This window comes from Pantoea sp. B270 (assembly GCF_018726825.1).
Lineage (GTDB): Bacteria > Pseudomonadota > Gammaproteobacteria > Enterobacterales > Enterobacteriaceae > Pantoea > Pantoea dispersa.
In genome coordinates, this window is sequence record NZ_JAHCSX010000001.1 from 1,284,916 (window position 1) to 1,306,469 (window position 21,554).

Consider the following 21,554-nt stretch of genomic DNA (forward strand, 5'->3'; position numbering starts at 1 on the left):
CAGTCATGGTAGCGACCTCAATTTAATGCCTGTACGACTCAGTCAAGAACAGCATCTGGCGTTCGTCAAATCATCACCCGCCTGCAATAAGCGCAGCCGATGGCATAAATACCAATCGATGCTTAACTGAATACGTACCCATAAGACAGGAGGAAAGCCATGAGCCAGTCTGCATTAGCCACCTACCTTGCGTTAAGCGACGAGGACCTCAATGAGATGGGCATCCGTCCGGACACGCTGTTCGAAGCGCAGCCCGACGATAACGGCGCAGCCGGTTACTATTTCAACGTACCGGACACCACGCCGCAGCGCGTGCTGGGGCAGAAACGCTGGTCGCTGGGCGATCGCATCGACATTCCGGCCAGCGTGCTAAATAACGATTCAGCGTAACGGCCCCCGCGATGCGCGATCCTGTGCCAGGCTTAAGTCATTGTGGAATGTTGCAATCAAGAGGGAATGATTATGATGAAAAAAACGGTACTGGCGTCACTGCTGATGGTGTTTAGTCTGGGCGCTATCGCTGAACAGGGCGGCTTTGAGGGCGGTAAAACCCCGCCGCCGCAGAAACAACAGGACGCCGGTTATAAAGGTTCTGAAGATACCGGCCAGACACATATCGAACAGATTCGGGATTTTCGTCAGGGCGGCTATGTCACGCTGGAAGGTTATATCGTTAAAAAGTTAAGCGGTGATAATTATCAGTTTCGTGACAGCACCGGCACCATCACTATTAAAGCCGCTGCCGATACCTTCAAAGGCAAAACCTATAACGCTGAGGATCAGGTACGGGTAAGCGGCAAAGTGTATGGCCGGGGCGAAAATACCCGTGTGGATGTTGCACGTATCGAAGAACCTTAATGCATTATCGTCCGGTCCGCCGTCGCGTGTGCGGCGGGCATTATCATCCCCTTCGCAGGAAATCATCGCATGAAGAGCCTGTTTGCCAGTCTGTTAATCCTCTCCACCCTGACCGCGCTGGCTGGCTGTCAGCAACCTGAACGGCCAATTGGCCCGGACGGACGCCCTAATGTCCCTGCAGAACAACCGGTGCCCGGCGGTCCAATGAGTAAGGGGCCGGTAGGTCAGCCGCAGGCCTGACTGTTAGCGGCATCAGCACTTATCACGCCCTGCCCTGAAAATTTATCGTCCTTATTGCCGCCTGGTTTTATTCCCGGCGGCATTTTTACGTCTGGCTTAATTAAAGTTCACCGCCATTATCCTGATTAATTTTTCATAGCTATGCTTGGTTATTACGCTGAAATAAAGGATATGCTGATGCACAGTCTTGATCCACAAATGTTGCTGTTACTCTATTTTGTCTTACCGGTTTGGCTTATTGCTGGCTTTGCCGACTGGCTTTGCCATCGCGCAACCGAAATAGAGCACACCTCCGGCGTTAAAGAGACATGGATACATATTTTAATGTTTCTGGAGATGGGCACTCCGCTGCTGCTGGCATTATTTCTTGAGGTCAATGCGCTGATTATTGCGCTAATGATCGTGCTGTTTTTTTGTCATGAAGCCACTGCGTTATGGGACGTCAGCTACGCGGTGAAAAGCAGAAAAGTGACGCCGGTCGAACAACACATCCACAGTTTTCTCGAAATGGTGCCGCTGATGGCGCTGCTACTGGTGATCTCCCGTCACTGGCCGCAATTTCTCGCGCTGTTTGGGGCCGGCAATGAAACGCCCCGGTTTACTCTTACGCTGCGTGCCGATCCGCTACCGCAGGGTTATATTATTGGCGTACTGTGCGCAATCGTGGTGTTTGAACTACTGCCTTATCTGGAAGAATATCTGCGTACCCGGCGCGTGAAGAAAAACGCCCCAACATGAACAGCATCAACCACCGCGCTTAACGGAAATGTGGATGATTGGGGGAACTATTGATTCCACCACAGCCAGTACCGGCAAGATAAAAAAAACCTCCCGCAGGAGGTTTATCGATTAGATCGGTTTTTGCCCATCGTCTTCAGGCAATCCGGTGTCGGTATCATCATCGTCATCAAGCGGCTCTTCGCCGGGTACCTGCGCATCGTCAGGCAGCGGAGTGACATCATCGGGTCGTTCTGACATAAGCACCTCCATACCCCACATTGGGTAATAACTATTTTAGTTGCGTTATCCTTCAGCCCGGCGGGTTTATCACGCATCTGTGAATTAAGCGTAAGAAGTAAATTAGTTATGGGTTAACGCTTTGCTTATCGCCTGCCCTCGGCTAACGCGATAAACAAAAAAGGCCACCCGAAGGTGACCAATAATAGGGTACTCGCTGCGTTAGTCATCAGGTGTGGTTATTAATTTATTTCGCCACATGAATAACACAACTGAATTAATTCGCTTCTTTCATCACATACAACGACGAGGCGATGGCAATCATAATCGACTTACAAAAAATACATTTTGCGCCGAGTGGATTTTGCCTGTTCCTGTCAAAAATGGACTGGCGATATTGAGAGCCCTGACATTGTGGGCATCTCATAGCATTAATTACTGTAATAATCAGAGACCTGTAACGTTAACAGCTGACGGACCTTTAGGGCCGTTTTCCACAGAGAATTCAACTTTCTGACCGTCATCGAGTGAACGGAAGTCAGTTCCCTGAATGGCAGAGAAATGGACGAAAACGTCTTTGCTGCCGTCTTCCGGAGAAATGAAGCCGAAACCTTTCTCAGCGTTGAACCATTTTACTGTACCGAGCATTTTATTTGACATGTTTATACCTTGATAATGAGCCATATGGCATTAGAGGCTGAACCGCAGCGACACATCAGAACCTGAGATAAAACTCAAAGAGAAAGGCACAGGAAAGGCACTAACACAGATGAGAGATACAAAACGAACTAACTATGGGACTGTCTGCTTATCAGACCGGAGATGCATTAACGCACGTCTGGCGGATAAACACAAGGGGTAATAAAATTTATTGATAAATTCCGGGTATGACGAAGCGGTGACTGCGCCGCGTTTAAAATTTTAAGTGGATAGATTTGGACACTTTTTTCCTTTTTGCAGCATCAGGCTTTAAAAACAATCGTCTTTTGCGGCCATGGCTGCAATTCTGCATGATGAACAATAAGATAAGACGAAGCAGACACAAAAAAGACACATAACACATAAAAATAAAAAACCAGTCTTTTATGTTAGTATTTGACGACAACTTACCATTGAAAGAGATTCAATTACTAATTCCAATCACCACAATTTTTAAGTCTGACATACATGGCATCAGATTATATTCATTGAACGTTAATAGCATAGCTCAACTATCATTAATTAAGAAATAAATCTAACCGATGAATAACCAAGGTCAAGTTGATGCTTATTTTTAAAGTGGCTCTTTTTTGTAAAAATTATAAATGGGTATAGCGGCATACCCATCATAGATTATACATTTATATCTGCATGAAGAACTGAATTTGAGAATATATCCCTGATAATCTCTAAAAGTAAATGCTCTCCGAAATCAGAAACAAAACTTTCATCATTATAACTGAATATATATTCTCCTATTTTATTGTGTGCGATACAGCATCTCATCCTATAGATCCAATAACTGCACAAGTTAACTATAAATTCATTGAAAACTTCTTGAGAATTTTTGTTGATAAGCCTCACAGTCGATCCATTAACTGGTTGATAAGTCGAGCAAGAAGTAAGATCAAGTGAACTTCTAGATAGTAAGTCAATTAAAATAATCCACTCGTCATGACTTTTTAAGGGATTTTGTTCCTTACCAAGCACAAAGAACATATCGTTAGCAATACCAAGATGATTTTGCACGAGCTTCATCTTTTCAATTATAGAATTATAATCAACCAAATATTTTTTGAGAATGTACTTAAATGTCTCCAATTCGGTTTTTTTGCCATAATTAAATTCTTTTATTAATCCAGCGTAATCTCTTAAATCAGCCGAATTTATATTTTTTAACCTCGAAATAAAGAGGGGGTCGAACAATAGTTCGATTTGATGGTAATATTTTAAAAACCGTTCAAATGAGCTAGATGAATGAACAGCTAGCACCATACTTTCTTCGTGATTTGTTGACGACACTTTAATTTCTTCACGAATTTTTATTTCACTAATCACTCTGGAACTAGTAGAGTTCAGGTTTTTATGAGTATATCCCCCCCAATATTCAGATGTGCCCATAACCGTCTTGTAGTAAGAAAAGGCGCTTAATTCAATCAACACATAATGATTAATGAAACCATAGCTATCACTTTGTTGAGTATGTACTAGATTATCAACAAAATATGCAAAAAGTCTTTTTTCATTAAGTCTAGCAATGATATGTTCATTTTCCGGGTAGGCTAGAGGGCACAAAACACCAATCAAGTTACCAGTAGACGAATATATCTCAATATCATCAGCCATAGAGATGTTTATCGAACTTTCTATAGCTCTTACAGGAATAACGACATGATCATTGAAGCAGTGAAATTCATTATCTACTAACTGATATGATAACTCACCCTCATTATCAATGAACTCTTCATATAAATCCTTAAACTCTAATATTTTAGTCGCGTCCATTGATTATTCCGCCGCTTGTGGCCAACAGTCAGCGAGAGATGTATCACCACAATCTCTAAAATATTCTTTAAATCCAGTATGAATAAGTTTCCTAGTAACAAATCCCATATTTGCTTTTTTGTAAATCAAACCAATTTTAACCTGATTGAACACATTTAATCCCAGAGGATCCTGCTCCCCCGCTTCAATGATTTTGAACAGTTTATCAAATGCTTCATCTACCCTAGCTTTTTTTTCAGTTTTCAAAAATTGAGCTATTGCACTAAAAATAGATACTATCACATTTTCTGAGCCAAGCCAGTTTTGCGAATCTCCTAAATCGATTTCTTCACCATTTTCGTCTAGTTGATTTGCGGTGTAAAGGTTCCAGCACATTTCATCAAGCTTAATAAAGATACCAAGATAAAACATATAATCTTCAAATTGCGCCGTTAGCTCATCCTCTGATGAGTCAAATGCACCATCATCAATTAACTTCTGCGCTACTAAATTTTCTTTATCTGTTTCATGGGACGCGGTAATAAAAGCATTATAAGATGCAACAATAGAACTGAGATGATACTTTTTAACTTGCGTTCTACGCTTTGAATCTTTTTCTTTTATTATTTCAATACCTTCCAGCCTTGAGGATATGGTTTCTTGCAACGATAGGAAAAGAAGTTCGATCTGATGTCTCATAGACATGGCTTTTTGACCTGAATTAAGGACTATCATTCGATAAATCAATTTGCTAAGATCTGGTTCTAACCAATATTCTAACAGTAATTTTTGACCTTCTTTAAAGACCACACCATTTCTTTTCAAATCACTTATAATATAAGTTCTCTGCAGCCCATCCAAGATATCAACCACATCATCCCTAGAAAGAAGATCTGTCAAAGCCTTATTATCATCAATATGACAAATTATATCCTCTACGAGATGATGCTTAACAGACAGGGTTATTGATGGAAGTAATGCCCCCCCAACGATATCTTCTCTAAGTCTTTTATAAGCTTTGTGAGACTCTCTTTTTCGTTGCAAAGAAAACTCACCAAAGTCTTCACCAACAATATCCAAATATTTATCTAAAGATGCCTGGCAATAAATGACATGAGTGCCACTTTTCAAATCTATTGTTGTACCAATCACTTCAAATGACATACTTAATCCTTTTTATCAATAAGAATACTCTAAACTATCAATAATTTAACTATTTATGATGATTCTTAGTTAGTAGAATCTTACCAGTCCTTCTAACTTCATCGGTATTACAGTCTAAACCAACAGGCTTAACGCTAAGGTTGAACAGTTTGCATATTGAGTTTACTTTTTCATATTCACCAGCTACTAGCCAATTTATACTAGCGCCAGTGTCAACAAAGTATTGTAAAATCACATTATTCGGGACCTGACCACGTACGACCCAGCTGGCAACTTTGCTCTTACCAATCTTCCGCTTTTCGCTTGATTCTTTCAGCATGGTAAAGCCATATGATGTGAGGATTCGCTCAAAATCACCGCTCGCAACTGCATTTTCAAAGCGCATTATTTTTACCAATAAATGCTACATTATGTTGAAAGTAACTAAATGTTGTTTAGAGTGTTTATCGATCACTTGCAACACCATAGAATACATATAACAACAGGAGATATTGCGTTATGTATACTGAAAATGCAAACAATTAGGCCGAGTTTGAATTAGTGCAATTGCAAGACTTCATTGTCTACCTCGCAGTGATTTTAATACCAGCTATCAGCCAAGCAGTGAACTAAGCCCCTTCTAACAATGCCTAAGCAGGACTTAGCTGCAGCAAAACGCACCGGCCCTAAACTGTGCAAAATTGAATTGCTAATGGGGTTGTGTTACTCAACTTCACTCCCCTTTTAACCTACACAAAACTACCACGTACATAAGCGCATCAATCATAAGAATGCTAAGCGGTTAAAACTACCTTGACCAAACATTGCAATCCGCTTATCAATGTTGCTGTATAGCTTGAGAAGAATAGCCAGCATACAATTAAATGCTGCTGATCAAACCACAACTGGATTCTGCAAATTAAGAGAGATCCAGCATGTTTATTGCTAGATTTTAACCATGCCTATTACAACGATGAACTCCGTAAATTAGCGTTGATTCATAACAGAAAAAACATTGCAAAAGAATACGTTATCCGTGCCTAAACGCTACGTTATACGTTTAATACAGTCTAGCCGCAAAAAAATAACCGTTTTGAGGTACTTACTCTTACTGATTTCACTGAAAATTTAACGCTCATTGATGGTCTTCTGGCGCAAATCCAATGGCTGCATTGTGCGCCAATAAAAGCAGTGCCAATGAAAAAATTATCTTTATTTACCATTAAGGATACTGCGGAAGTTGGCCAGTTGTTAGCAGGTGCTACCTATATATAGCTAATGACAGCCGGCAACAAACGTGATCTTCTGCAAAAGCTCAAGAGGTATTCACTACTCAACGCTGGCCGCAATGTCAGCACTGACGCGTGCAGAGGCTAATCCGGCCTTGCCCTCAATCGCCGATGCTATAAGCGGTATCGGTGCATCATCCAGAGTGAGTTGAAATCTATTAATAATCTCAATAACAGTAAGGTTTAAACACCAAAACCCATCCAAATTTTTTCTTATGGCGAGTGCATCAAGACGGATTTAGAGACAAACCACCTTATGCAGCCAAAGATATACAATATAATGTTTGCTTCTTTAGGGAGTATCCACGATTGATCAAAACAATAAGTTCTAATAAAAAATGCAAGCTTTAGAGCAAATACATCGGGCTTATCCCCAGACATTCGCTGACGACACATCATAAAAGTAAACCTCCAAGGTTTGTTTTTTCCGAGTTAATGCCATTTTATTGGCACGCCTAATTATCCTCTTATTATCATTTGAATTAGGATTCCCAAATATACCAATATAAAGCTGTCTTATTCTTCCATTTTCAATTACAGTAAGAAAATGCTCATCATTTTCTGCTAAAGAATGCCCATAAATGAACAAGGCTCCTGTTATCGCACTGAAGCTTCTATAAGCTTTAGCAAGGTAGTCGTTGTGTCTAATTTTCTCAATTTTTTCTTTGGATGTTCCTTCAGAAACAAAAACAGGGTAAAGATCTTTACTCATTGCATTACGAATCTGCTCAATGAGTCTTACCTTGGTATTGACCCATGTGAACTTTCTTAACTCATAACCAGCATCAAAAAGATGTAGCGCACCGTGTAGAAAGAAAAGACTCTGCCCATGAGCATTATTCGGTTCCCAAGTAACATAATCAGCATCATAATTGTCTGCAGGTTTTCTAAAACCATCATCACTTGTTGGACTTTGACCTTCTTCGCAATGCATGCATGTCCAGTAAAGGAGCAAATCATAATTAAGAGTATAGATGTGTTCGAAATTATTGAGAAATAGCCTGCAAGACTGATATTGCAATTCACTGACTTCTCCGGGATGTAACGGATGGCTTGCAGCCAGTGTTTCAACAAGTAGATCTTTAAGAGCTTCAGAATCATCTAATAACTGTTCTACTATACTTATATTAGCATCGTCATATGCTTGAAGTACATCGCTTGAATCTCTCAATACCTTAATTATTTTTTCAAAGTCCTCAGTCCCCATTATATCAAAAACTTTTTTCGTAGCGGGAGAAAGTTTATCAAACCTTGCCTTTGCAAATAAACGGCCATAAATAAATATATCTGGCTTGCAAGCTATACTAAAACCGTTACCCAAAAGAATGTGTTTTTTCTTCTGACTTCCCGCCTTTTTTAATGCCTCACTAAAACTCATTAAATCCATGGCAACCCCCTTCCTACAATTATTTAAGGAGCCAGGGCTCCTTAAATATCTTAACCTCTATGGACAATTGATTTATTTAAAGCATCTATAACCTGATCAATATACGATACATCTTTACTTTTCAATGCCTGACTTTCACCTGATGAGCTATTTAAATAAACGCTGTATTCAGCCTTCATTTTACGGAATACAATAATTCCAGCGATAATTAATACACCGCCTAAAATTTTCGTACCAGTTTGGTCAGCACCAAAAGTCATTAATACACCAATAAAAATCATTAAAATTGCTGGTAATTTATTAGCATCTTTTTTTGCACGCTTAACCGATGTGACGCCCTGCATTGCATAGGTGCTTGCACCAACACGAAATCGTGCGCTTGTGACGCTAACGTTACCATCGTTGAAAAACTCAACTTCTTCCATGATTCCCTCACAAGATAAGTAGTATTGCCCACACACATTAACAAATCTTTACTTTTAATCAATCAATAAATATAAGCTATTTTTGCCCTCTGTTTGTCCTGTTACAGATCAATAAACAGCATCATTTTTGCAAGGCTTGATGTTTGAAGCATTATCTTGCTATGAACGAACACCACTCCGAAACCCTGCGCCTTCTGGCATGTAGCGAAGATCATGTGTGTATGCTGACGACGATGTATTCCAGCGAAGCAGCCGCAATGCGCGCCGTTAAAGCCTTGTGGGAAAGATGTAGCGAGATGTAGCTGAATTCTCGTTCACGTTGGCAATGCGACGCTCTACCTTAACCTGAAACACTGGTTAAGGTTCATGGCTTTAAGTCAGTGATCGACGCGAAGCAGTGGCTGCTCAGCAAGGTACCGCACAATCTCAATAGTCGCCGTTATACCATGCAGTTAGAACTTGCGAGCCTGCTTTCGTACGTCCAGTATCGGTCAATGCAAGAGGGTAAAACTGAAACCGGCTAATTTTACTTATGTCAATTTTATACAGTACAGGATGGAGAAAAATAGTGTGTTTATTCAACTCACCTTGAGTAAAATAATAAAAACACTATGAGATATACCCCTATGCAATCTGAACCAAAGGCAAGTAAGCCAACCATAAATTTTTTTGTCATGCTGCCTCTTTTATGTGCAGTTGGAGGCGGTGCATGGGCAATTCAAGAGTCAAGAGTAAGTAAATTGAAAGAGCAGCTTGAAGCCTACCAGACGTCAGAAAAATGGGAGTTACCAAGCACTCTAAAAAAAATGAATACGCTTTCCTCTCAGCTATCATTGGATATAGATGAAAGGAACCAACTGGATAAGTACAAAAAAAGCACAGAGAATTTTGAATCTAAGAATAAAAAACTGCAACTACAATTGAATGATGCCATTAGTAGGCTAACATCTGCCACTAATGCTTTGAATACTTTGGCAATGAAGAATGATAATTTTTCAATAGGGCTTTCGCAGAGCTTTCCATTAGTAAATAACACAACTTACCTATCAGTAACATCGATTTACCCATCGTGGATAACGGGAACTTTCCAGGAAAAAGGCATTAACCTTGATATTGGACAGGCTGTTAACTATGCGATCGGAACTTTAAATTGTCATGTAGTGTTAACCCAAATTGATGCCTATGAAAGAAGAGTCATTTTCACACGAAGCTGTTCTGAGCATACATTCTAATGGATTGGATGCCATGTAGTTGCACTTCTGATTTATGGTCCGCTGAGTGGCGTCAAAATCATGGCAGACATTCTAGCAGGGTGATAGAGAAGATTAAGAATGCGTAGTAACTAATTGATCTTATGATAATTTATTGATGACAAACGGCAGACAAAAAAAGACCCAATACGATTCCTGTATCGGGTCCAGGGAAATGGCTCGTTGAGAGCCGTGCGCTAAAAGTTGGCATTTTTGCAGGCGAGGACGCCTTGCCTTTTAAAGGTAGACCAGCATTGGTGATTTTCCAGCCAGTGGACAACGCCGCAGGCAAAAGCTGCCAACTCTGTGATCGGGCTGGCACTAACGGCTGGCAGGCGCAGCGGCAAAAATGTGCGCTACGCCTGAAAATGCAGGGATTATTTACCGCACAGCTGCTGGGCGCGATCGACGATCGGCTGCAGGCTCATCTTTTGTCCCGGATGCGCTTTATCGGCGGCAAGGATGGTATCGATGGACTGCAATGTGCCCTGCCCGGCATTGCCGCGCGCCAGCGCTTTATCATTAAGCGGATACTGCAGCAGCGTGCTGGGGTTGATGGCAAACAGCGCGCCATCTTTCTCGCAGGTCAGCATCACCTCTTCGCGGGTGAACGGCCACTTATCTTTGCCAATTTCAAAACGACTGACGGTGATAATCTGCCCGGCGAACGCCTGGCTGCACAACGCCATCAGTAACCCAGCTGGAATCAGTTTCTTCAGCAAAATCTCGACCTCATCTCATCTTTTAAGATTCAGGCCGGCGACAGCGTAGCAAACACGCTCACCAGCCCGATAACAATCAACGCCAGCAGCAGCTCGAGCTGCGTCAGACGGATAAAAAGTTTCGGTGCCCGGCTGGCGGCCAGGCGGAAACGCGGCACCAGCAGATAGCGATTAAGCAGCGCAATCAGCACCATCAGTGCCACCAGCAACGCTTTGCTCACCAGCAGCTCGCTCCACAGCGTGGCGGCCCAGTTGAGCGGCGTACCGGCAATCAGCAGGCTGTTGACCGTGCCGGTAACAATCGCCAGCGCCACGGCCAGATGACCATAGCGTGAAAAGCGCATCATGCTGCGAATGGCATCGGTGCGCCAGGCAATGTTACGCGCCTCGCGCATTAATAGCAGCAGCGGCAGCAGACCACCGGCCCAGAAGGCGGCCGCGATCAGGTGCAGCGCATGATTCCCCTGCTGCAGCAGTCCCGCCATGCCGTCGCGCATCGCCGCATGGCCGACGCCCGCCAGCGCCACCAGCTGCAACAGCGCGCTCACCAGTAACGCCTGCTGGCGCAAATTACCACGCAGGCGCAGCGCCAGCGTGCTGAGCAGGGCAAACAGGATAACCCAGCGCCACACCGCGCCGAAGCGCGTGCCCAGCACCGCCAGCCAGACGTCGATGCTGGCGATACTGCGCCAGTCGCCGCTCATCAGCCCGGTCTGCGTAGCCAGCATCAACAGCGCACTGAGTAAACTCAGCACGGCGCTGTATCCCATCAGCCATCGCCAGCGCTGTGCCAGCACCGGTCGGTAGCGCGCCGGCGCCAGCAGCGCGGTATAAAATGCACTGCCGGTCAGCAGAAACAGCGCCAGAAAATGCAGCGCCCGCAGGCCGATCCAGAACGCGCTAAGACTCATTACTTCACGCTGAAACTGTAGCTACCTTTGGTTTTGTGGCCGTCCACTGACAGCACGTGCCAGTTGACCTGATAATGACCCGACGCCAGCGGCTGGGCGATCGGCACAATCAACTGATCGTGCTGCTGCGGATTCAGCTGGGCTTTCTCCAGCGCCACCGGCTGCTGCTGCGCGTTGGTCATTTCAACGCCGCTGAATGCCGGTTCAATATCTTCGGTAAATGTCAGGGTGAGTTGCTGCGGCGCGCGCTCCACCACGGCGTTATCCGCCGGCACCGGGGCTTTGAGGTGGGCATGTGCCATAGCCAGCTGGCTGAAGCCCAGCGTCGCGCCCGCCAGCAGTAGCGCGATAACGCGCCTGGATGCAGTTTTCATCATCACGTCTTCCCTTTTAACTGCGGCACTGCGCCGCAAATGTGGCAGCAGGATACGCCGCTGCTTTTAGGCTGTCGAGACTTGCGGTGCGATCCAATTCCCTTGATCCAGCAGGGCGAAACCATTATTTTTGCCCCTGTTTATCAGGAGAAAAGCATGAGCCAAAACCTTGCCCTGCTGTCGCAGGAAGAGAAAGACAAAGTTAACGTCGATCTCGCCGCCGCTGGCGTGGCGTTTAAAGAGCGCTACAACATGCCGGTGATTGCCGAGATGGTGGAGCGCGAGCAGCCGGAAGCGCTGCGCGACTGGTTCCGTCAGCGCCTGATGGCCTATCGCCAGGCATCGCTTAGCCTCTCCCGCCTGCCCTACGAACCTAAGCAGAAATAATTTATGTTACGCGTAATCGATACGGAAACCTGTGGCCTGCAGGGCGGCGTGGTGGAAGTGGCGTCAGTGGATGTCATTGACCGCCAGATCGTCAATCCGATGAGCGATCTGATCTGCCCGGATCGGCCCATCAGTCGTCAGGCGATGGCGGTGCACCGCATCACTGAAGCCATGGTGGTGGGCAAGCCGACCATCGAAGAGGCGATTGGCCGCTATCACGGTAGCCCGCACTATGTGGCGCATAACGCCAGCTTTGACCGGCGCATGCTGCCGACGATGCCGGGCGAATGGATCTGCACCATGACGCTGGCACGCCAGCTGTGGCCGGGCATTAAATACGGTAATCAGGCGCTGCGCCACAGCCTGAAACTTGAGGTGTCGCCGCCGGATGATCTGCACGCGCACCGCGCGCTGTACGATTGCTACGTCACCGCCGCGCTACTGATCCGCATTATGGAAACCTCCGGCTGGAGCGCCAGCGAGATGGTGAGTCGCTGCCAGCCGGCGCCGGTCAGCGACGAAGTGTTCCCGTTTGGTAAATATCGTGGTCAGAGCATCGGCAGCATCGCGCGTAAAGATCCGGGCTATCTGCGCTGGGTACTGGAAAACGTACGTGATTTGCGCGCGCCGCTGCGGCAGACGCTGCGCAAATACGTTAAGGACACTCAGTAATCGCTGCGCGGCGGCAGCGAGCCCTGCGCCAGGGCGATCAGGAAAGTGAACTCCTGCGCCACGCCTTCATAGGATTTATAACGTCCTGATTTGCCGCCGTGGCCGGAATCCATATCGGTGCAGAGTAACAGCAGCGCATCGTTGGTGCGCAGCTCACGCAGCTTTGCCACCCACTTCGCCGGCTCCCAGTACTGTACCTGCGAATCGTGCAGCCCGGTGGTTACCAGCAGGTGCGGATACGCCTGCGCCGTCACGTTGTCATACGGGCTGTACTGGCGGATGTAGCGATAGAATTCCGCCTGCTCCGGATTGCCCCACTCATCATATTCACCGGTGGTCAGCGGAATCGACGGATCGAGCATGGTCGTGACCACATCGACAAACGGCACCTGAGCGATCACGCCGTGAAACAGCTGCGGTGCCATATTCAGCACGCCGCCCATTAGTAAGCCTCCGGCACTGCCGCCCATGGCGTACAGCTGCTGCGGGTTGCCGTAGCCTTTCGCCACCAGCGCTTCAGTCACATCAATGAAGTCGGTGAAGCTGTTCATTTTATGTTGCAGCCGGCCATCGTCATACCACTGCTGGCCCAGCTCGCCGCCGCCGCGCACGTGGATAATCGCGTAGATGAAACCGCGCTCCAGCAAACTGATGCGGCTGGTGCCAAAACTGGCCTCCATGCTGCTGCCATACGCGCCGTAGCCGTACGCCAGCAGCGGATTGGCGCCGCGCTGAAAGTGTTTGCGGTGATAAACCAGTGAGACCGGCACTTCCGTACCGTCGCGCACCGTGATCCACAGGTGTTCACTTTTGTAGTCGGCAGAGTCAAAGCCCGGCACCGGGGTTTGCTTGAGAATGCGCCGCTCGCCGGTCTCCATGTTCAGTTCGAACAGCGTGGTCGGCGTCGTCATCGACGAGTAGCCGTAGCGCAGCGTGTCACTTTCCGGCGTGGGGTTGTAGGCCAGCCAGGTGACGTAGGCCGGATCGTCAAAGGCAATACCGTAAATCTCGCCGCTGGCCCAGTTAATCTGGCGCAGGGTATTTACCCCGCGCTGACGCTCTTCAACCACCAGCCAGTTACGAAACAGCTGAAAATCTTCCATCACCACGTGGTCGCGTGGCGGAATCAGGGTTTGCCAGCGAACTTCAGCCAGCCACGCGCTGCGGTACAGGCCGAAATTTTTGCCGTCGCGGTTGGAGCGAATGAAGAACTGGTGATTGTAGTGATCGATGCTGTATTCATGATCGCGCCGCCGCGGACAAAACACCTGCGGCTGTGCGTCCGGATATTCCGCGTCAATCAGCAGAATTTCACTGGTGGTGGTGCTGAACAGCGCGATCAGGATGAAGTGTTCCGAGGTGGTTTTATGCACGCTAAGGTGGAAAGACTCATCCTGCTCTTCATACACCAGCTGATCTTCCGACTGCGGATGCCCCAGTTCGTGACGCCACACCTGATAAGCCAGCAGCGTTTTCGGATGCTTGCGTACGTAGTAGAGGGTGCGTGAGTCGTTGGCCCATGCCACGCTGGAGGACGCGTCGCGCAGCACCTCCGGATACCAGCTGCCGCTGTTGAGATTACGAAAGCGGATGCCGTACTGGCGGCGCGATAAAAAATCTTCCGCCAGCGCCATCACCTGGTTATCCGGGCTGATATCCAGCGTGCCCATGGTGTAAAAGTCACTGTGCGCGGCGCGCTGGTTGCCATCCAGTAGCAGCTGCCACGGCTGGTCGGCGGGCGCATCCACCGGCTGGCGGAAATAGGCCGCATACTCATTGCCGGCTTCGTAACGGCTTTGATAGCGGTAGCCGCGTTTAACGTACGGTACCGAATGATCCTGCGCCGGCAGCCGATCGATGATCTCTTTCAGTACCCGATCCTGCAACGCATCCTGCGAGGCCATCATCGCTTTACCGTAGCGGTTTTCCGCCTCCAGATAAGCCAGTACCTCGGGGTTTTGCCGGTCATCATCACGCAGCCAGAAATAGTTATCGGTACGCGTTTCGCCGTGTAACGTCATGTGGTGGGGGATTTTTTTCGCTTGCGGCTGATTCATTACAGAGTTTCTCCCTGAAAGACGACATCCTGCAAGCGTGGCACTTCTGGCAGAGGAAGCCAAGCCGGAAACGCACGCGAAGTGTAACCGGAGGCCGCCGCAACCGCCTCCGGCGTGACTCAGGCCGCTTTTTCCGCCGCGATGTCGCGCTGAATACCGTCGCGCACGTCCTGAGGAATTTTTAGCGCATCGCCGAGCGCGGAGAGGTAGCTGCGCTCCATGAAATGATCGACATCGATCGCCGCACAGCTAAGGAAATAGAGTTCCAGCGCTTCCTCTTCGTTTTTCACGTCGGCGGCCAGCCATTGCGGATCGAGCGGACGGTTCATTGCCTGCTGAATCAGCGCTTCCGCCTGCGCACCGTAACCGGCCTGATGGATATTCTGTTCGATGGCCGTGCGCTCGAGATCGTCAATGTGCCCGTCGCTTTTCGCAGCAAACACCAGCGCGGTTACCAGTCGCTCCGCGCGCTGGTCGAGCGGCGTCTGCAACTGGCCAAACGCAGGCTCATCCTGATGGGTTTCCCGCACGCGCTGCTTGTATTTATTCCACAGCACCGCGCCTGCCGCCGCCCCGCCGCCGACCAGCAGCGCGGTGCCGCCGTATTTGGTTAACAGCTTGCGCGACGATTTGCTGGCAACCAGTAAACCCGCCAGGCCACCCAGCGCGCCGGGTGCCAGCATATCGCTCAGGCCGCCTGATTTGCCGTCACCGCCCTTCTTTGCCAGAACCGATTGAATTTGCTGCAGCCAGTTACTCATCGTTTAACTTCTGTTTAAGTTTCCGCTCACTATGCTGCCGCACGCTGTGTCAGTTAACGTCAGAGCCGGCAAAGTATGGCAAAGCCGGACGTGCGCAATGCGTGAGTACGCAAACGTTTTCGTTTATACTGCGCGCGCATTTTGACTGCTAAGGTGAAATTATGACGACTCTCGGAACCGCGCTGCGACCTGCCGCAACGCGTGTCATGCTGTTAGGTTCAGGTGAATTGGGCAAAGAGGTGGCGCTGGAGTGTCAGCGTCTCGGGGTGGAAGTGATCGCCGTCGATCGCTATGCCGATGCCCCGGCGATGCACGTTGCGCATCGCAGCCACGTCATTAACATGCTGGACGGTGACGCACTGGCGGCGCTGATTGCGCAGGAGCAGCCCCACTTTGTGGTGCCGGAAATTGAAGCCATCGCCACCGAAAAACTGCTGGAGCTGGAAGCGCAGGGGCAAAAAGTGGTGCCGACGGCCCGTGCTGCGCGTCTGACCATGAACCGCGAAGGCATTCGCCGTCTGGCGGCAGAAGAGCTGGCGTTACCGACCTCAACCTACCAGTTTGCGGATAGCAAAGCGCGTTTCGTCGCGGCCGCGCACGAGATCGGTTTCCCCTGCATCGTAAAACCGGTAATGAGCTCCTCCGGTAAAGGCCAGAGCTTCATTCGCGAAGCCAGCCAGCTGGATCACGCCTGGGATTATGCGCAGCAAGGCGGACGCGCGGGCGCGGGCCGGGTGATCGTCGAGGGCGTCGTGAAGTTCGATTTTGAAATCACCCTGCTGACCATCAGCGCGGTGGACGGCATCCATTTCTGCGCGCCAATTGGTCATCGTCAGGAAGACGGTGATTATCGTGAATCCTGGCAGCCACAGCAGATGAGCGAACTGGCCCTGCAGCGCGCGCAGGACATCGCCGCTAACGTGGTGAAAGCGCTCAGCGGTTACGGCCTGTTTGGCGTGGAGCTGTTTGTGTGCGGCGACGAGGTGGTGTTCAGCGAAGTCTCTCCGCGTCCGCACGATACCGGTATGGTGACGCTGATTTCGCAGGATCTCTCTGAGTTCGCGCTGCACGTGCGCGCCTTCCTCGGCCTGCCGATTGGCGGCATTCGCCAGTATGGACCGGCAGCGTCGGCGGTGATCCTGCCACAGCTCGATAGCCACAACGTGCAGTTTGTGAATGTGGAAGCCGCACTTGGCGCCGGTTTGCAGCTGCGCCTGTTTGGTAAGCCGGAAATCGCGGGGCAGCGCCGTCTGGGTGTCGCGCTGGCGACCGGTGACAGCACCGATGATGCCGTGGCTCGCGCCATTGCCAGCGCCGCAGCCGTGCAGGTTCAGGGCTGATAGCCCGGGTGGTGACGCAGCGCCATCACCACCCGAAAAATTGACCGCTGCCGCGTTGCAGTTACGCGGCAGCGCTATTCGCGATCAGCGGGGTGAAGCCGCACCTGTCACTGCCTCACGCGCCAGCTGCGTAATGCGATCCCAGTCGCCGCTCTCCAGCGCATCGTTTGGCACCAGCCACGAACCGCCAATACACAGCACGCTTTTCAGCGTCAGATAGTCACGATAGTTGGCCGGTGAAATGCCGCCGGTTGGGCAGAAACGCACCTGCGGGAATGGACCACCAATCGCCGCCAGCGCTTTGACGCCACCGTTAGCCTCTGCCGGGAAGAACTTGAACTCGCGCAAACCATAATCCATGCCGACCATCAGTTCTGACACGGTGCTGATGCCTGGAATCAGCGGCACCGGGCCTTCCACCGCCGCCTTGAGCAGCGGTTCGGTGAGCCCCGGGCTAATGACAAACTGCGCACCGGCGTCGGTCACTTCTTTCAGCTGCTGGGTATTGATCACCGTGCCGGCACCCACAATCGCTTCCGGAACTTCTTTGATCATTGCCCGCAGCGCATCCATTGCTACCGGCGTGCGCAGCGTCACTTCCAGCACGCGTACGCCACCTGCGACCAGCGCTTTGGCCATCGGCACCGCATGTTCCAGCTTGTTGATGACAATCACCGGCACAACCGGGCCGGTAGTCAGGATCTGTTCCGCACTCGTTTTCCAGTTCTTCATTACGTTTCCTCAGGAGAGACAACCCGACGCGCGGTCCGGCTGTCAGAAAGAGAGCCCTACCATACAAGATCGGCCGGACGGACGTCTATTGGATATCATCAATTTTTGAAACCGCGGTTCATTTTGGTCATGACCTGTATCCGCTCGCAAGTTGAGCCTGATGCCTGCGTCTGCAGTTTTAACCCAGCACCAGTGAGACAACCGCTAAAACAATTAATAAAAACACCAGTGCACTGACCAGAGCCATACCAGCCACGATGGCATGGAACGTCAGAGTGGCACCTGCGAAAAACAGCGCGCCGTAAATACTCCAGCGGCTCTCTTTGCGCATACCACCAAACGCGGCCAGCAGCAGGGCAATAGCCGCCAGCACGACATCCGTAATGGTAAGCAGCCCATCGATGTCCATCTTGCTGGCTTTCGATGTAGAACTTTGCACGTTCTCCCCTTTTAGTCCGGCAAGAACACCTTTCTTCACTGCGGCAACCTGTTCTGCTACCACCTGCTCAATTGAGGGACGATGTTGGAACGGGCCGAATGTAAAGTGAACTGCAACCAGCATGAATGCTATGGCCCCCAGCAGCATACCGACAGAACTCCATTTATTGCGCAATAGCGTTTCCATACGTTTCCTTAGCATTATCATTTGCGCATCATTGCGCACCATTCTGTAGGGTTGCCATTAATGGCAACCAGGATAAACCCTGCTGACTGAAAACAAAACGCCCCTGGCGAACAGCGCAGGGGCGTAAATATAAACTTCTCAGTCAGCGATGCAGTGGTGGTTATTCAAACTCGTTCCACGAGCGGCCGTCGCGGGTGATCATCGCCACCGAGGCGACCGGTCCCCAAGTGCCGGCCTGATACGGTTTGGAGGCGTCGCCATCCGCATTCCACGCTTCAATAATTGAATCGACATAGGTCCACGCCGCTTCAACTTCATCGCGGCGCACAAACAGTGCCTGAATGCCGCGCATGGTTTCCAGCAACAGACGCTCATAGGCATCCGCCAGATGCGACTGATTGAAGGTTTCGGAGTAGCTCAGATCCAGCTTGGTGGTCTGCAGCTTATGCTTGTGATCGAGACCCGGCACCTTGTTGAGGATCTCAATATCCACGCCCTCGTCCGGCTGCAGACGAATCGTCAGCTTGTTCTGCGGCAGTTCGGCGTAAGAGTCCTTAAACAGGTTCATTTCCGGGTTTTTGAAGTACACCACCACTTCTGAGCACTTGGTCGGCAGACGCTTACCGGTGCGCAGGTAGAAAGGCACGCCCGCCCAGCGCCAGTTATCGATATCCACGCGGATGGCGACGAAGGTTTCGGTGCTGCTCTGCTTGTTAGCCCCCTCTTCTTCCAGGTAGCCCGGCACTTTTTTGCCCTGCACAAAACCGGCAGTGTACTGACCGCGTACGGTTTTCTCGCGCACGTTGGTCTGGTCAATGCGGCGCAGCGAGCGCAGCACTTTCACCTTCTCATCACGAATCGCGTCAGCACTGAGATCGGACGGCGGCGACATGGCGATCATGGTCAGGATCTGCAGCAGGTGGTTCTGGATCATGTCACGCATCTGGCCGGCTTTGTCGAAGTAACCCCAGCGGCCTTCGATACCTACCTCTTCCGCCACGGTAATCTGCACGTGGTCGATGGTGCGGTTGTCCCAGTTATTGACGAAAATCGAGTTGGCAAAACGCAGCGCCAGCAGGTTGAGCACCGTCTCTTTACCAAGATAATGGTCGATACGGAACACCTGACTTTCATCGAAGAATTTACCGACGCTGTCGTTGATCTCCTGCGAGGTCTCCAGCGAGGTACCAAGCGGCTTCTCCATCACCACGCGTGCCGGTTTGGCGTTGAGTTTAGCGGCGCCCAGGCCTTCACAGATGGCGCCAAAGGTGCTCGGCGGCATGGCAAAGTAGTTGATGGTGACGCGGTTTTTCTGATCCAGCATCTTGCCCAGTTTCGAGAAGTGCGAGGTGTCGTTAACGTCGAGGTTGCAGAAGTCGAGACGGCCGCTGAGTTTGTCCCACAGCGCTTCGTCAATCTTCTCCTTCATGAAGGTTTCCAGCGCTTCACGCACCACTTTGGTGTAGGCCTCTTTGTCCCACTCCGCGCGACCCACGCCAATAATGCGCGTGGTATCGTGAATCTGACCGGCTTTCTCCAGCTGATACAGTGAAGGCAACAGTTTCCGGCGTGCAAGATCGCCTTTGGCACCGAAAATCACCAGATCGCATGCCTGGGCTGTTTGTGTTACCGCCATTTTCCTCTCCTCGTTGCAGGATATACCCGGCCTGAGCGTCCTCATCCTGCCGGGTCCTTATTGTAATTTTCTTACAGCACAATGTACTTTTTTCACCGCGCCAGGACAACCCGGCTGCGGTCGGTTACAGGTGATTATCCTGCACCGCCGGGGCGCATTTAACGTGTTGCGAAGTGCGCTAACGCGCCTTTTTCTGTTTCGATGTTTGTCGGGCGAAAACCCGGCAGCGATCAAAGTATGACAAAAAAAGCGCGGTTACATTTGTCCGCCGCTGCGTACGTCAGGCTATTACACGATATATTCCGCATAATTGGCAGCGATTTCACGCACGGGTGAACGCAAAAAAGTGATTGATGGTCATCGGGTTAACAACATGCTGGATCAAATACAGGCGCAGCTGGCCGCGCTGAGCAAATCAGAACGCAAAGTGGCAGAACAGATTCTGGCCGCGCCGCAGCAGGCGATGCACTCGAGCATTGCCACGCTGGCACAGGCGGCGCAGGTCAGCGAACCGACGGTGAACCGCTTCTGTCACCGCATGGGCACGCGCGGCTTTCCCGATTTCAAGCTGCAGCTGGCACAGAGTCTGGCCAAAGGGCCGAGCTGGGTTAGTCGCGATGTCGAAGAAAATGACAGCGTAGAACGCTACAGTCACAAGATTTTTGATTCCGCGCTGGCGGGACTCAGCCGCGTGCGTCAGCAACTGGATATGCAGGTGGTGGCTCAGGCGGTACAGGCATTATCGCAGGCGCATAAAGTGGCCTTTTTTGGTCTGGGCGCCTCGGCGGTGGTGGCGCATGATGCCACCAATAAATTTCTGCGTTTTAATCTGCCGGTCATCTGGTCTGAGGATATTGTGATCCAGCGCATGAGTTGCATAAATAGTGGACCAAATGACGTGTTTGTTCTGATATCGCATACTGGCCGCACCAAAAATATGATAGAACTGGCTCGCCTGGCGCGTGTAAACGCTTCCACCGTGCTGGCTATCACCTCGCCCGGATCGCCGCTGGCAGATGAAGCCACGCTGCCGCTGACGCTGGATGTACCGGAAGATACCGACATCTATCTGCCGATGGTTTCCCGCCTGGCGCAGCTCACCGTGGTTGACGTGCTGGCAACCGGTTTTACCCTGGAGCGCGGTACAGCTTTCCGCGAGAATCTCAAACGGGTAAAAGAGGCACTAAAAGCATCGCGCCTCGAAAAGCCGGCACCGGAATCACGTGCACAGCAAAATAATTAACATCACATTCACAATGTGAGTCGAATCACAGCCCCTCGATCATATAGAATGAGTGACCATTGCGTGTCACTTGTGATCGACA

At 49.7% G+C, this 21,554-nt stretch carries 26 protein-coding genes; 10 read left to right on the forward strand and 16 right to left on the reverse strand.

What is annotated here, in order from left to right; all coding sequences use genetic code 11:
• Positions 1-159 precede the first annotated feature (159 nt).
• The 4 genes from KOL70_RS06205 to KOL70_RS06220 all read left to right on the forward strand — a co-directional run bounded on the left by KOL70_RS06205 (position 160) and on the right by KOL70_RS06220 (position 1,836).
• Positions 160-390, forward strand: coding sequence for a hypothetical protein (locus KOL70_RS06205; RefSeq protein WP_125310105.1), 231 nt, complete (start codon positions 160-162; stop codon positions 388-390).
• A 75-nt stretch (positions 391-465) separates the two neighbouring features.
• On the forward strand, positions 466-858 hold the full coding sequence (locus tag KOL70_RS06210; RefSeq protein ID WP_127834767.1) for a YgiW/YdeI family stress tolerance OB fold protein: 393 nt from the start codon (positions 466-468) through the stop codon (positions 856-858).
• Between the two features lie 69 nt (positions 859-927).
• Positions 928-1,098, forward strand: a complete 171-nt coding sequence (locus KOL70_RS06215; RefSeq protein WP_058774586.1) for a hypothetical protein — start codon at positions 928-930, stop codon at positions 1,096-1,098.
• A gap of 177 nt (positions 1,099-1,275) precedes the next feature.
• Positions 1,276-1,836: a diguanylate cyclase gene (locus KOL70_RS06220; protein ID WP_215480372.1), complete on the forward strand. Its 561-nt coding sequence runs from the start codon at positions 1,276-1,278 to the stop codon at positions 1,834-1,836.
• A gap of 111 nt (positions 1,837-1,947) precedes the next feature.
• Here the strand turns inward: KOL70_RS06220 and KOL70_RS23740 are convergent, their stop codons facing one another.
• From KOL70_RS23740 to KOL70_RS06240, 6 genes are all read right to left on the reverse strand, one after another.
• Positions 1,948-2,076: a hypothetical protein gene (locus KOL70_RS23740; protein ID WP_256445323.1), complete on the reverse strand. Its 129-nt coding sequence runs from the start codon at positions 2,074-2,076 to the stop codon at positions 1,948-1,950.
• A gap of 256 nt (positions 2,077-2,332) precedes the next feature.
• The gene (locus KOL70_RS23560) at positions 2,333-2,482 is read right to left on the reverse strand and encodes a hypothetical protein (RefSeq protein ID WP_230857119.1); all 150 of its coding nucleotides are present in this window, start codon (positions 2,480-2,482) and stop codon (positions 2,333-2,335) included.
• Between the two features lie 20 nt (positions 2,483-2,502).
• A complete protein-coding gene (locus KOL70_RS06225) occupies positions 2,503-2,715 on the reverse strand; it encodes a cold shock domain-containing protein (protein WP_021510003.1) in 213 nt (70 codons plus the stop codon).
• A 672-nt stretch (positions 2,716-3,387) separates the two neighbouring features.
• On the reverse strand, positions 3,388-4,539 hold the full coding sequence (locus tag KOL70_RS06230; protein ID WP_215480373.1) for a hypothetical protein: 1,152 nt from the start codon (positions 4,537-4,539) through the stop codon (positions 3,388-3,390).
• 3 nt (positions 4,540-4,542) lie between these two features.
• Positions 4,543-5,682, reverse strand: coding sequence for a hypothetical protein (locus KOL70_RS06235; RefSeq protein ID WP_215480374.1), 1,140 nt, complete (start codon positions 5,680-5,682; stop codon positions 4,543-4,545).
• A gap of 49 nt (positions 5,683-5,731) precedes the next feature.
• Positions 5,732-6,067: a helix-turn-helix domain-containing protein gene (locus tag KOL70_RS06240; RefSeq protein ID WP_215480375.1), complete on the reverse strand. Its 336-nt coding sequence runs from the start codon at positions 6,065-6,067 to the stop codon at positions 5,732-5,734.
• Positions 6,068-6,810: 743 nt separating this feature from the next.
• Between KOL70_RS06240 and KOL70_RS23785 the strand changes: the two genes are divergently transcribed.
• On the forward strand, positions 6,811-6,936 hold the full coding sequence (locus KOL70_RS23785; RefSeq protein ID WP_371824664.1) for a hypothetical protein: 126 nt from the start codon (positions 6,811-6,813) through the stop codon (positions 6,934-6,936).
• Between the two features lie 381 nt (positions 6,937-7,317).
• On the opposite strand, the gene KOL70_RS06250 is transcribed toward KOL70_RS23785, so the two are convergent.
• Positions 7,318-8,337, reverse strand: a complete 1,020-nt coding sequence (locus KOL70_RS06250) for a DUF4917 family protein (protein ID WP_215480376.1) — start codon at positions 8,335-8,337, stop codon at positions 7,318-7,320.
• A 50-nt stretch (positions 8,338-8,387) separates the two neighbouring features.
• On the reverse strand, positions 8,388-8,762 hold the full coding sequence (locus KOL70_RS06255; protein ID WP_215480377.1) for a DUF6232 family protein: 375 nt from the start codon (positions 8,760-8,762) through the stop codon (positions 8,388-8,390).
• A gap of 626 nt (positions 8,763-9,388) precedes the next feature.
• Here KOL70_RS06255 and KOL70_RS06260 point away from each other — a divergent pair.
• Complete coding sequence (locus KOL70_RS06260; protein ID WP_215480378.1) at positions 9,389-9,994, forward strand: hypothetical protein; 606 nt, start codon at positions 9,389-9,391, stop codon at positions 9,992-9,994.
• A gap of 395 nt (positions 9,995-10,389) precedes the next feature.
• Here the strand turns inward: KOL70_RS06260 and KOL70_RS06265 are convergent, their stop codons facing one another.
• The 3 genes from KOL70_RS06265 to copC are packed head-to-tail and all read right to left on the reverse strand — an operon-like array spanning position 10,390 to position 12,022.
• Positions 10,390-10,737, reverse strand: a complete 348-nt coding sequence (locus tag KOL70_RS06265) for a YebY family protein (protein ID WP_031280196.1) — start codon at positions 10,735-10,737, stop codon at positions 10,390-10,392.
• Positions 10,738-10,763: 26 nt separating this feature from the next.
• Complete coding sequence (gene copD / locus KOL70_RS06270; protein WP_215480379.1) at positions 10,764-11,645, reverse strand: copper homeostasis membrane protein CopD; 882 nt, start codon at positions 11,643-11,645, stop codon at positions 10,764-10,766.
• Positions 11,645-12,022 carry a copper homeostasis periplasmic binding protein CopC gene (copC, locus tag KOL70_RS06275; RefSeq protein WP_215480380.1) on the reverse strand — a complete coding sequence of 126 codons (378 nt, stop codon included), beginning with the start codon at positions 12,020-12,022 and terminating at the stop codon, positions 11,645-11,647. Before copC ends, copD begins: the two co-directional genes overlap by 1 nt.
• A 153-nt stretch (positions 12,023-12,175) precedes the next feature.
• On the opposite strand from copC, the gene KOL70_RS06280 reads away from it, so the two are divergent.
• Both KOL70_RS06280 and exoX read left to right on the forward strand, forming a co-directional pair.
• On the forward strand, positions 12,176-12,406 hold the full coding sequence (locus KOL70_RS06280; RefSeq protein ID WP_010616356.1) for a DNA polymerase III subunit theta: 231 nt from the start codon (positions 12,176-12,178) through the stop codon (positions 12,404-12,406).
• Positions 12,407-12,409: 3 nt separating this feature from the next.
• Positions 12,410-13,078, forward strand: a complete 669-nt coding sequence (exoX, locus tag KOL70_RS06285) for an exodeoxyribonuclease X (RefSeq protein ID WP_215480381.1) — start codon at positions 12,410-12,412, stop codon at positions 13,076-13,078.
• Here exoX and KOL70_RS06290 read toward each other — a convergent pair.
• Positions 13,072-15,135 carry a prolyl oligopeptidase family serine peptidase gene (locus KOL70_RS06290; protein WP_215480382.1) on the reverse strand — a complete coding sequence of 688 codons (2,064 nt, stop codon included), beginning with the start codon at positions 15,133-15,135 and terminating at the stop codon, positions 13,072-13,074. The genes exoX and KOL70_RS06290 overlap by 7 nt on opposite strands.
• 119 nt (positions 15,136-15,254) lie before the next feature.
• Positions 15,255-15,896, reverse strand: coding sequence for a tellurite resistance TerB family protein (locus tag KOL70_RS06295; protein WP_215480383.1), 642 nt, complete (start codon positions 15,894-15,896; stop codon positions 15,255-15,257).
• 161 nt (positions 15,897-16,057) lie between these two features.
• On the opposite strand from KOL70_RS06295, the gene purT reads away from it, so the two are divergent.
• On the forward strand, positions 16,058-17,236 hold the full coding sequence (gene purT, locus KOL70_RS06300; RefSeq protein WP_215480384.1) for a formate-dependent phosphoribosylglycinamide formyltransferase: 1,179 nt from the start codon (positions 16,058-16,060) through the stop codon (positions 17,234-17,236).
• A gap of 84 nt (positions 17,237-17,320) precedes the next feature.
• Here the strand turns inward: purT and KOL70_RS06305 are convergent, their stop codons facing one another.
• The 3 genes from KOL70_RS06305 to zwf all read right to left on the reverse strand — a co-directional run bounded on the left by KOL70_RS06305 (position 17,321) and on the right by zwf (position 20,229).
• Positions 17,321-17,968 carry a bifunctional 4-hydroxy-2-oxoglutarate aldolase/2-dehydro-3-deoxy-phosphogluconate aldolase gene (locus tag KOL70_RS06305; protein ID WP_215480385.1) on the reverse strand — a complete coding sequence of 216 codons (648 nt, stop codon included), beginning with the start codon at positions 17,966-17,968 and terminating at the stop codon, positions 17,321-17,323.
• 178 nt (positions 17,969-18,146) lie between these two features.
• The gene (locus tag KOL70_RS06310; protein ID WP_104188970.1) at positions 18,147-18,593 is read right to left on the reverse strand and encodes a hypothetical protein; all 447 of its coding nucleotides are present in this window, start codon (positions 18,591-18,593) and stop codon (positions 18,147-18,149) included.
• A 160-nt stretch (positions 18,594-18,753) separates the two neighbouring features.
• Complete coding sequence (gene zwf / locus KOL70_RS06315) at positions 18,754-20,229, reverse strand: glucose-6-phosphate dehydrogenase (protein ID WP_021509979.1); 1,476 nt, start codon at positions 20,227-20,229, stop codon at positions 18,754-18,756.
• A 373-nt stretch (positions 20,230-20,602) separates the two neighbouring features.
• Here zwf and KOL70_RS06320 point away from each other — a divergent pair, with 373 nt between their 5' ends.
• Positions 20,603-21,472 carry a MurR/RpiR family transcriptional regulator gene (locus KOL70_RS06320; protein WP_215480386.1) on the forward strand — a complete coding sequence of 290 codons (870 nt, stop codon included), beginning with the start codon at positions 20,603-20,605 and terminating at the stop codon, positions 21,470-21,472.
• The last annotated feature ends 82 nt before the right edge of the window (positions 21,473-21,554 follow it).

Coding starts and splice junctions, on each gene's coding strand:
- zwf (WP_021509979.1), bottom strand. CDS start 20,229: ATGGCGGTAACACAAACAGCCCAGGCATGCGATCTGGTGATTTTCGGT.
- copC (WP_215480380.1), bottom strand. CDS start 12,022: ATGATGAAAACTGCATCCAGGCGCGTTATCGCGCTACTGCTGGCGGGC.
- KOL70_RS06230 (WP_215480373.1), bottom strand. CDS start 4,539: ATGGACGCGACTAAAATATTAGAGTTTAAGGATTTATATGAAGAGTTC.
- KOL70_RS06255 (WP_215480377.1), bottom strand. CDS start 8,762: ATGGAAGAAGTTGAGTTTTTCAACGATGGTAACGTTAGCGTCACAAGC.
- KOL70_RS06310 (WP_104188970.1), bottom strand. CDS start 18,593: ATGGAAACGCTATTGCGCAATAAATGGAGTTCTGTCGGTATGCTGCTG.
- copD (WP_215480379.1), bottom strand. CDS start 11,645: ATGAGTCTTAGCGCGTTCTGGATCGGCCTGCGGGCGCTGCATTTTCTG.
- purT (WP_215480384.1), top strand. CDS start 16,058: ATGACGACTCTCGGAACCGCGCTGCGACCTGCCGCAACGCGTGTCATG.
- KOL70_RS06240 (WP_215480375.1), bottom strand. CDS start 6,067: ATGCGCTTTGAAAATGCAGTTGCGAGCGGTGATTTTGAGCGAATCCTC.
- KOL70_RS06320 (WP_215480386.1), top strand. CDS start 20,603: ATGCTGGATCAAATACAGGCGCAGCTGGCCGCGCTGAGCAAATCAGAA.
- KOL70_RS06220 (WP_215480372.1), top strand. CDS start 1,276: ATGCACAGTCTTGATCCACAAATGTTGCTGTTACTCTATTTTGTCTTA.
- KOL70_RS06225 (WP_021510003.1), bottom strand. CDS start 2,715: ATGTCAAATAAAATGCTCGGTACAGTAAAATGGTTCAACGCTGAGAAA.
- KOL70_RS23740 (WP_256445323.1), bottom strand. CDS start 2,076: ATGTCAGAACGACCCGATGATGTCACTCCGCTGCCTGACGATGCGCAG.
- KOL70_RS23560 (WP_230857119.1), bottom strand. CDS start 2,482: ATGAGATGCCCACAATGTCAGGGCTCTCAATATCGCCAGTCCATTTTT.
- KOL70_RS06250 (WP_215480376.1), bottom strand. CDS start 8,337: ATGGATTTAATGAGTTTTAGTGAGGCATTAAAAAAGGCGGGAAGTCAG.
- KOL70_RS06305 (WP_215480385.1), bottom strand. CDS start 17,968: ATGAAGAACTGGAAAACGAGTGCGGAACAGATCCTGACTACCGGCCCG.
- KOL70_RS06215 (WP_058774586.1), top strand. CDS start 928: ATGAAGAGCCTGTTTGCCAGTCTGTTAATCCTCTCCACCCTGACCGCG.
- KOL70_RS06295 (WP_215480383.1), bottom strand. CDS start 15,896: ATGAGTAACTGGCTGCAGCAAATTCAATCGGTTCTGGCAAAGAAGGGC.
- KOL70_RS06235 (WP_215480374.1), bottom strand. CDS start 5,682: ATGTCATTTGAAGTGATTGGTACAACAATAGATTTGAAAAGTGGCACT.
- exoX (WP_215480381.1), top strand. CDS start 12,410: ATGTTACGCGTAATCGATACGGAAACCTGTGGCCTGCAGGGCGGCGTG.
- KOL70_RS06280 (WP_010616356.1), top strand. CDS start 12,176: ATGAGCCAAAACCTTGCCCTGCTGTCGCAGGAAGAGAAAGACAAAGTT.
- KOL70_RS06205 (WP_125310105.1), top strand. CDS start 160: ATGAGCCAGTCTGCATTAGCCACCTACCTTGCGTTAAGCGACGAGGAC.
- KOL70_RS06290 (WP_215480382.1), bottom strand. CDS start 15,135: ATGAATCAGCCGCAAGCGAAAAAAATCCCCCACCACATGACGTTACAC.
- KOL70_RS06260 (WP_215480378.1), top strand. CDS start 9,389: ATGCAATCTGAACCAAAGGCAAGTAAGCCAACCATAAATTTTTTTGTC.
- KOL70_RS06210 (WP_127834767.1), top strand. CDS start 466: ATGAAAAAAACGGTACTGGCGTCACTGCTGATGGTGTTTAGTCTGGGC.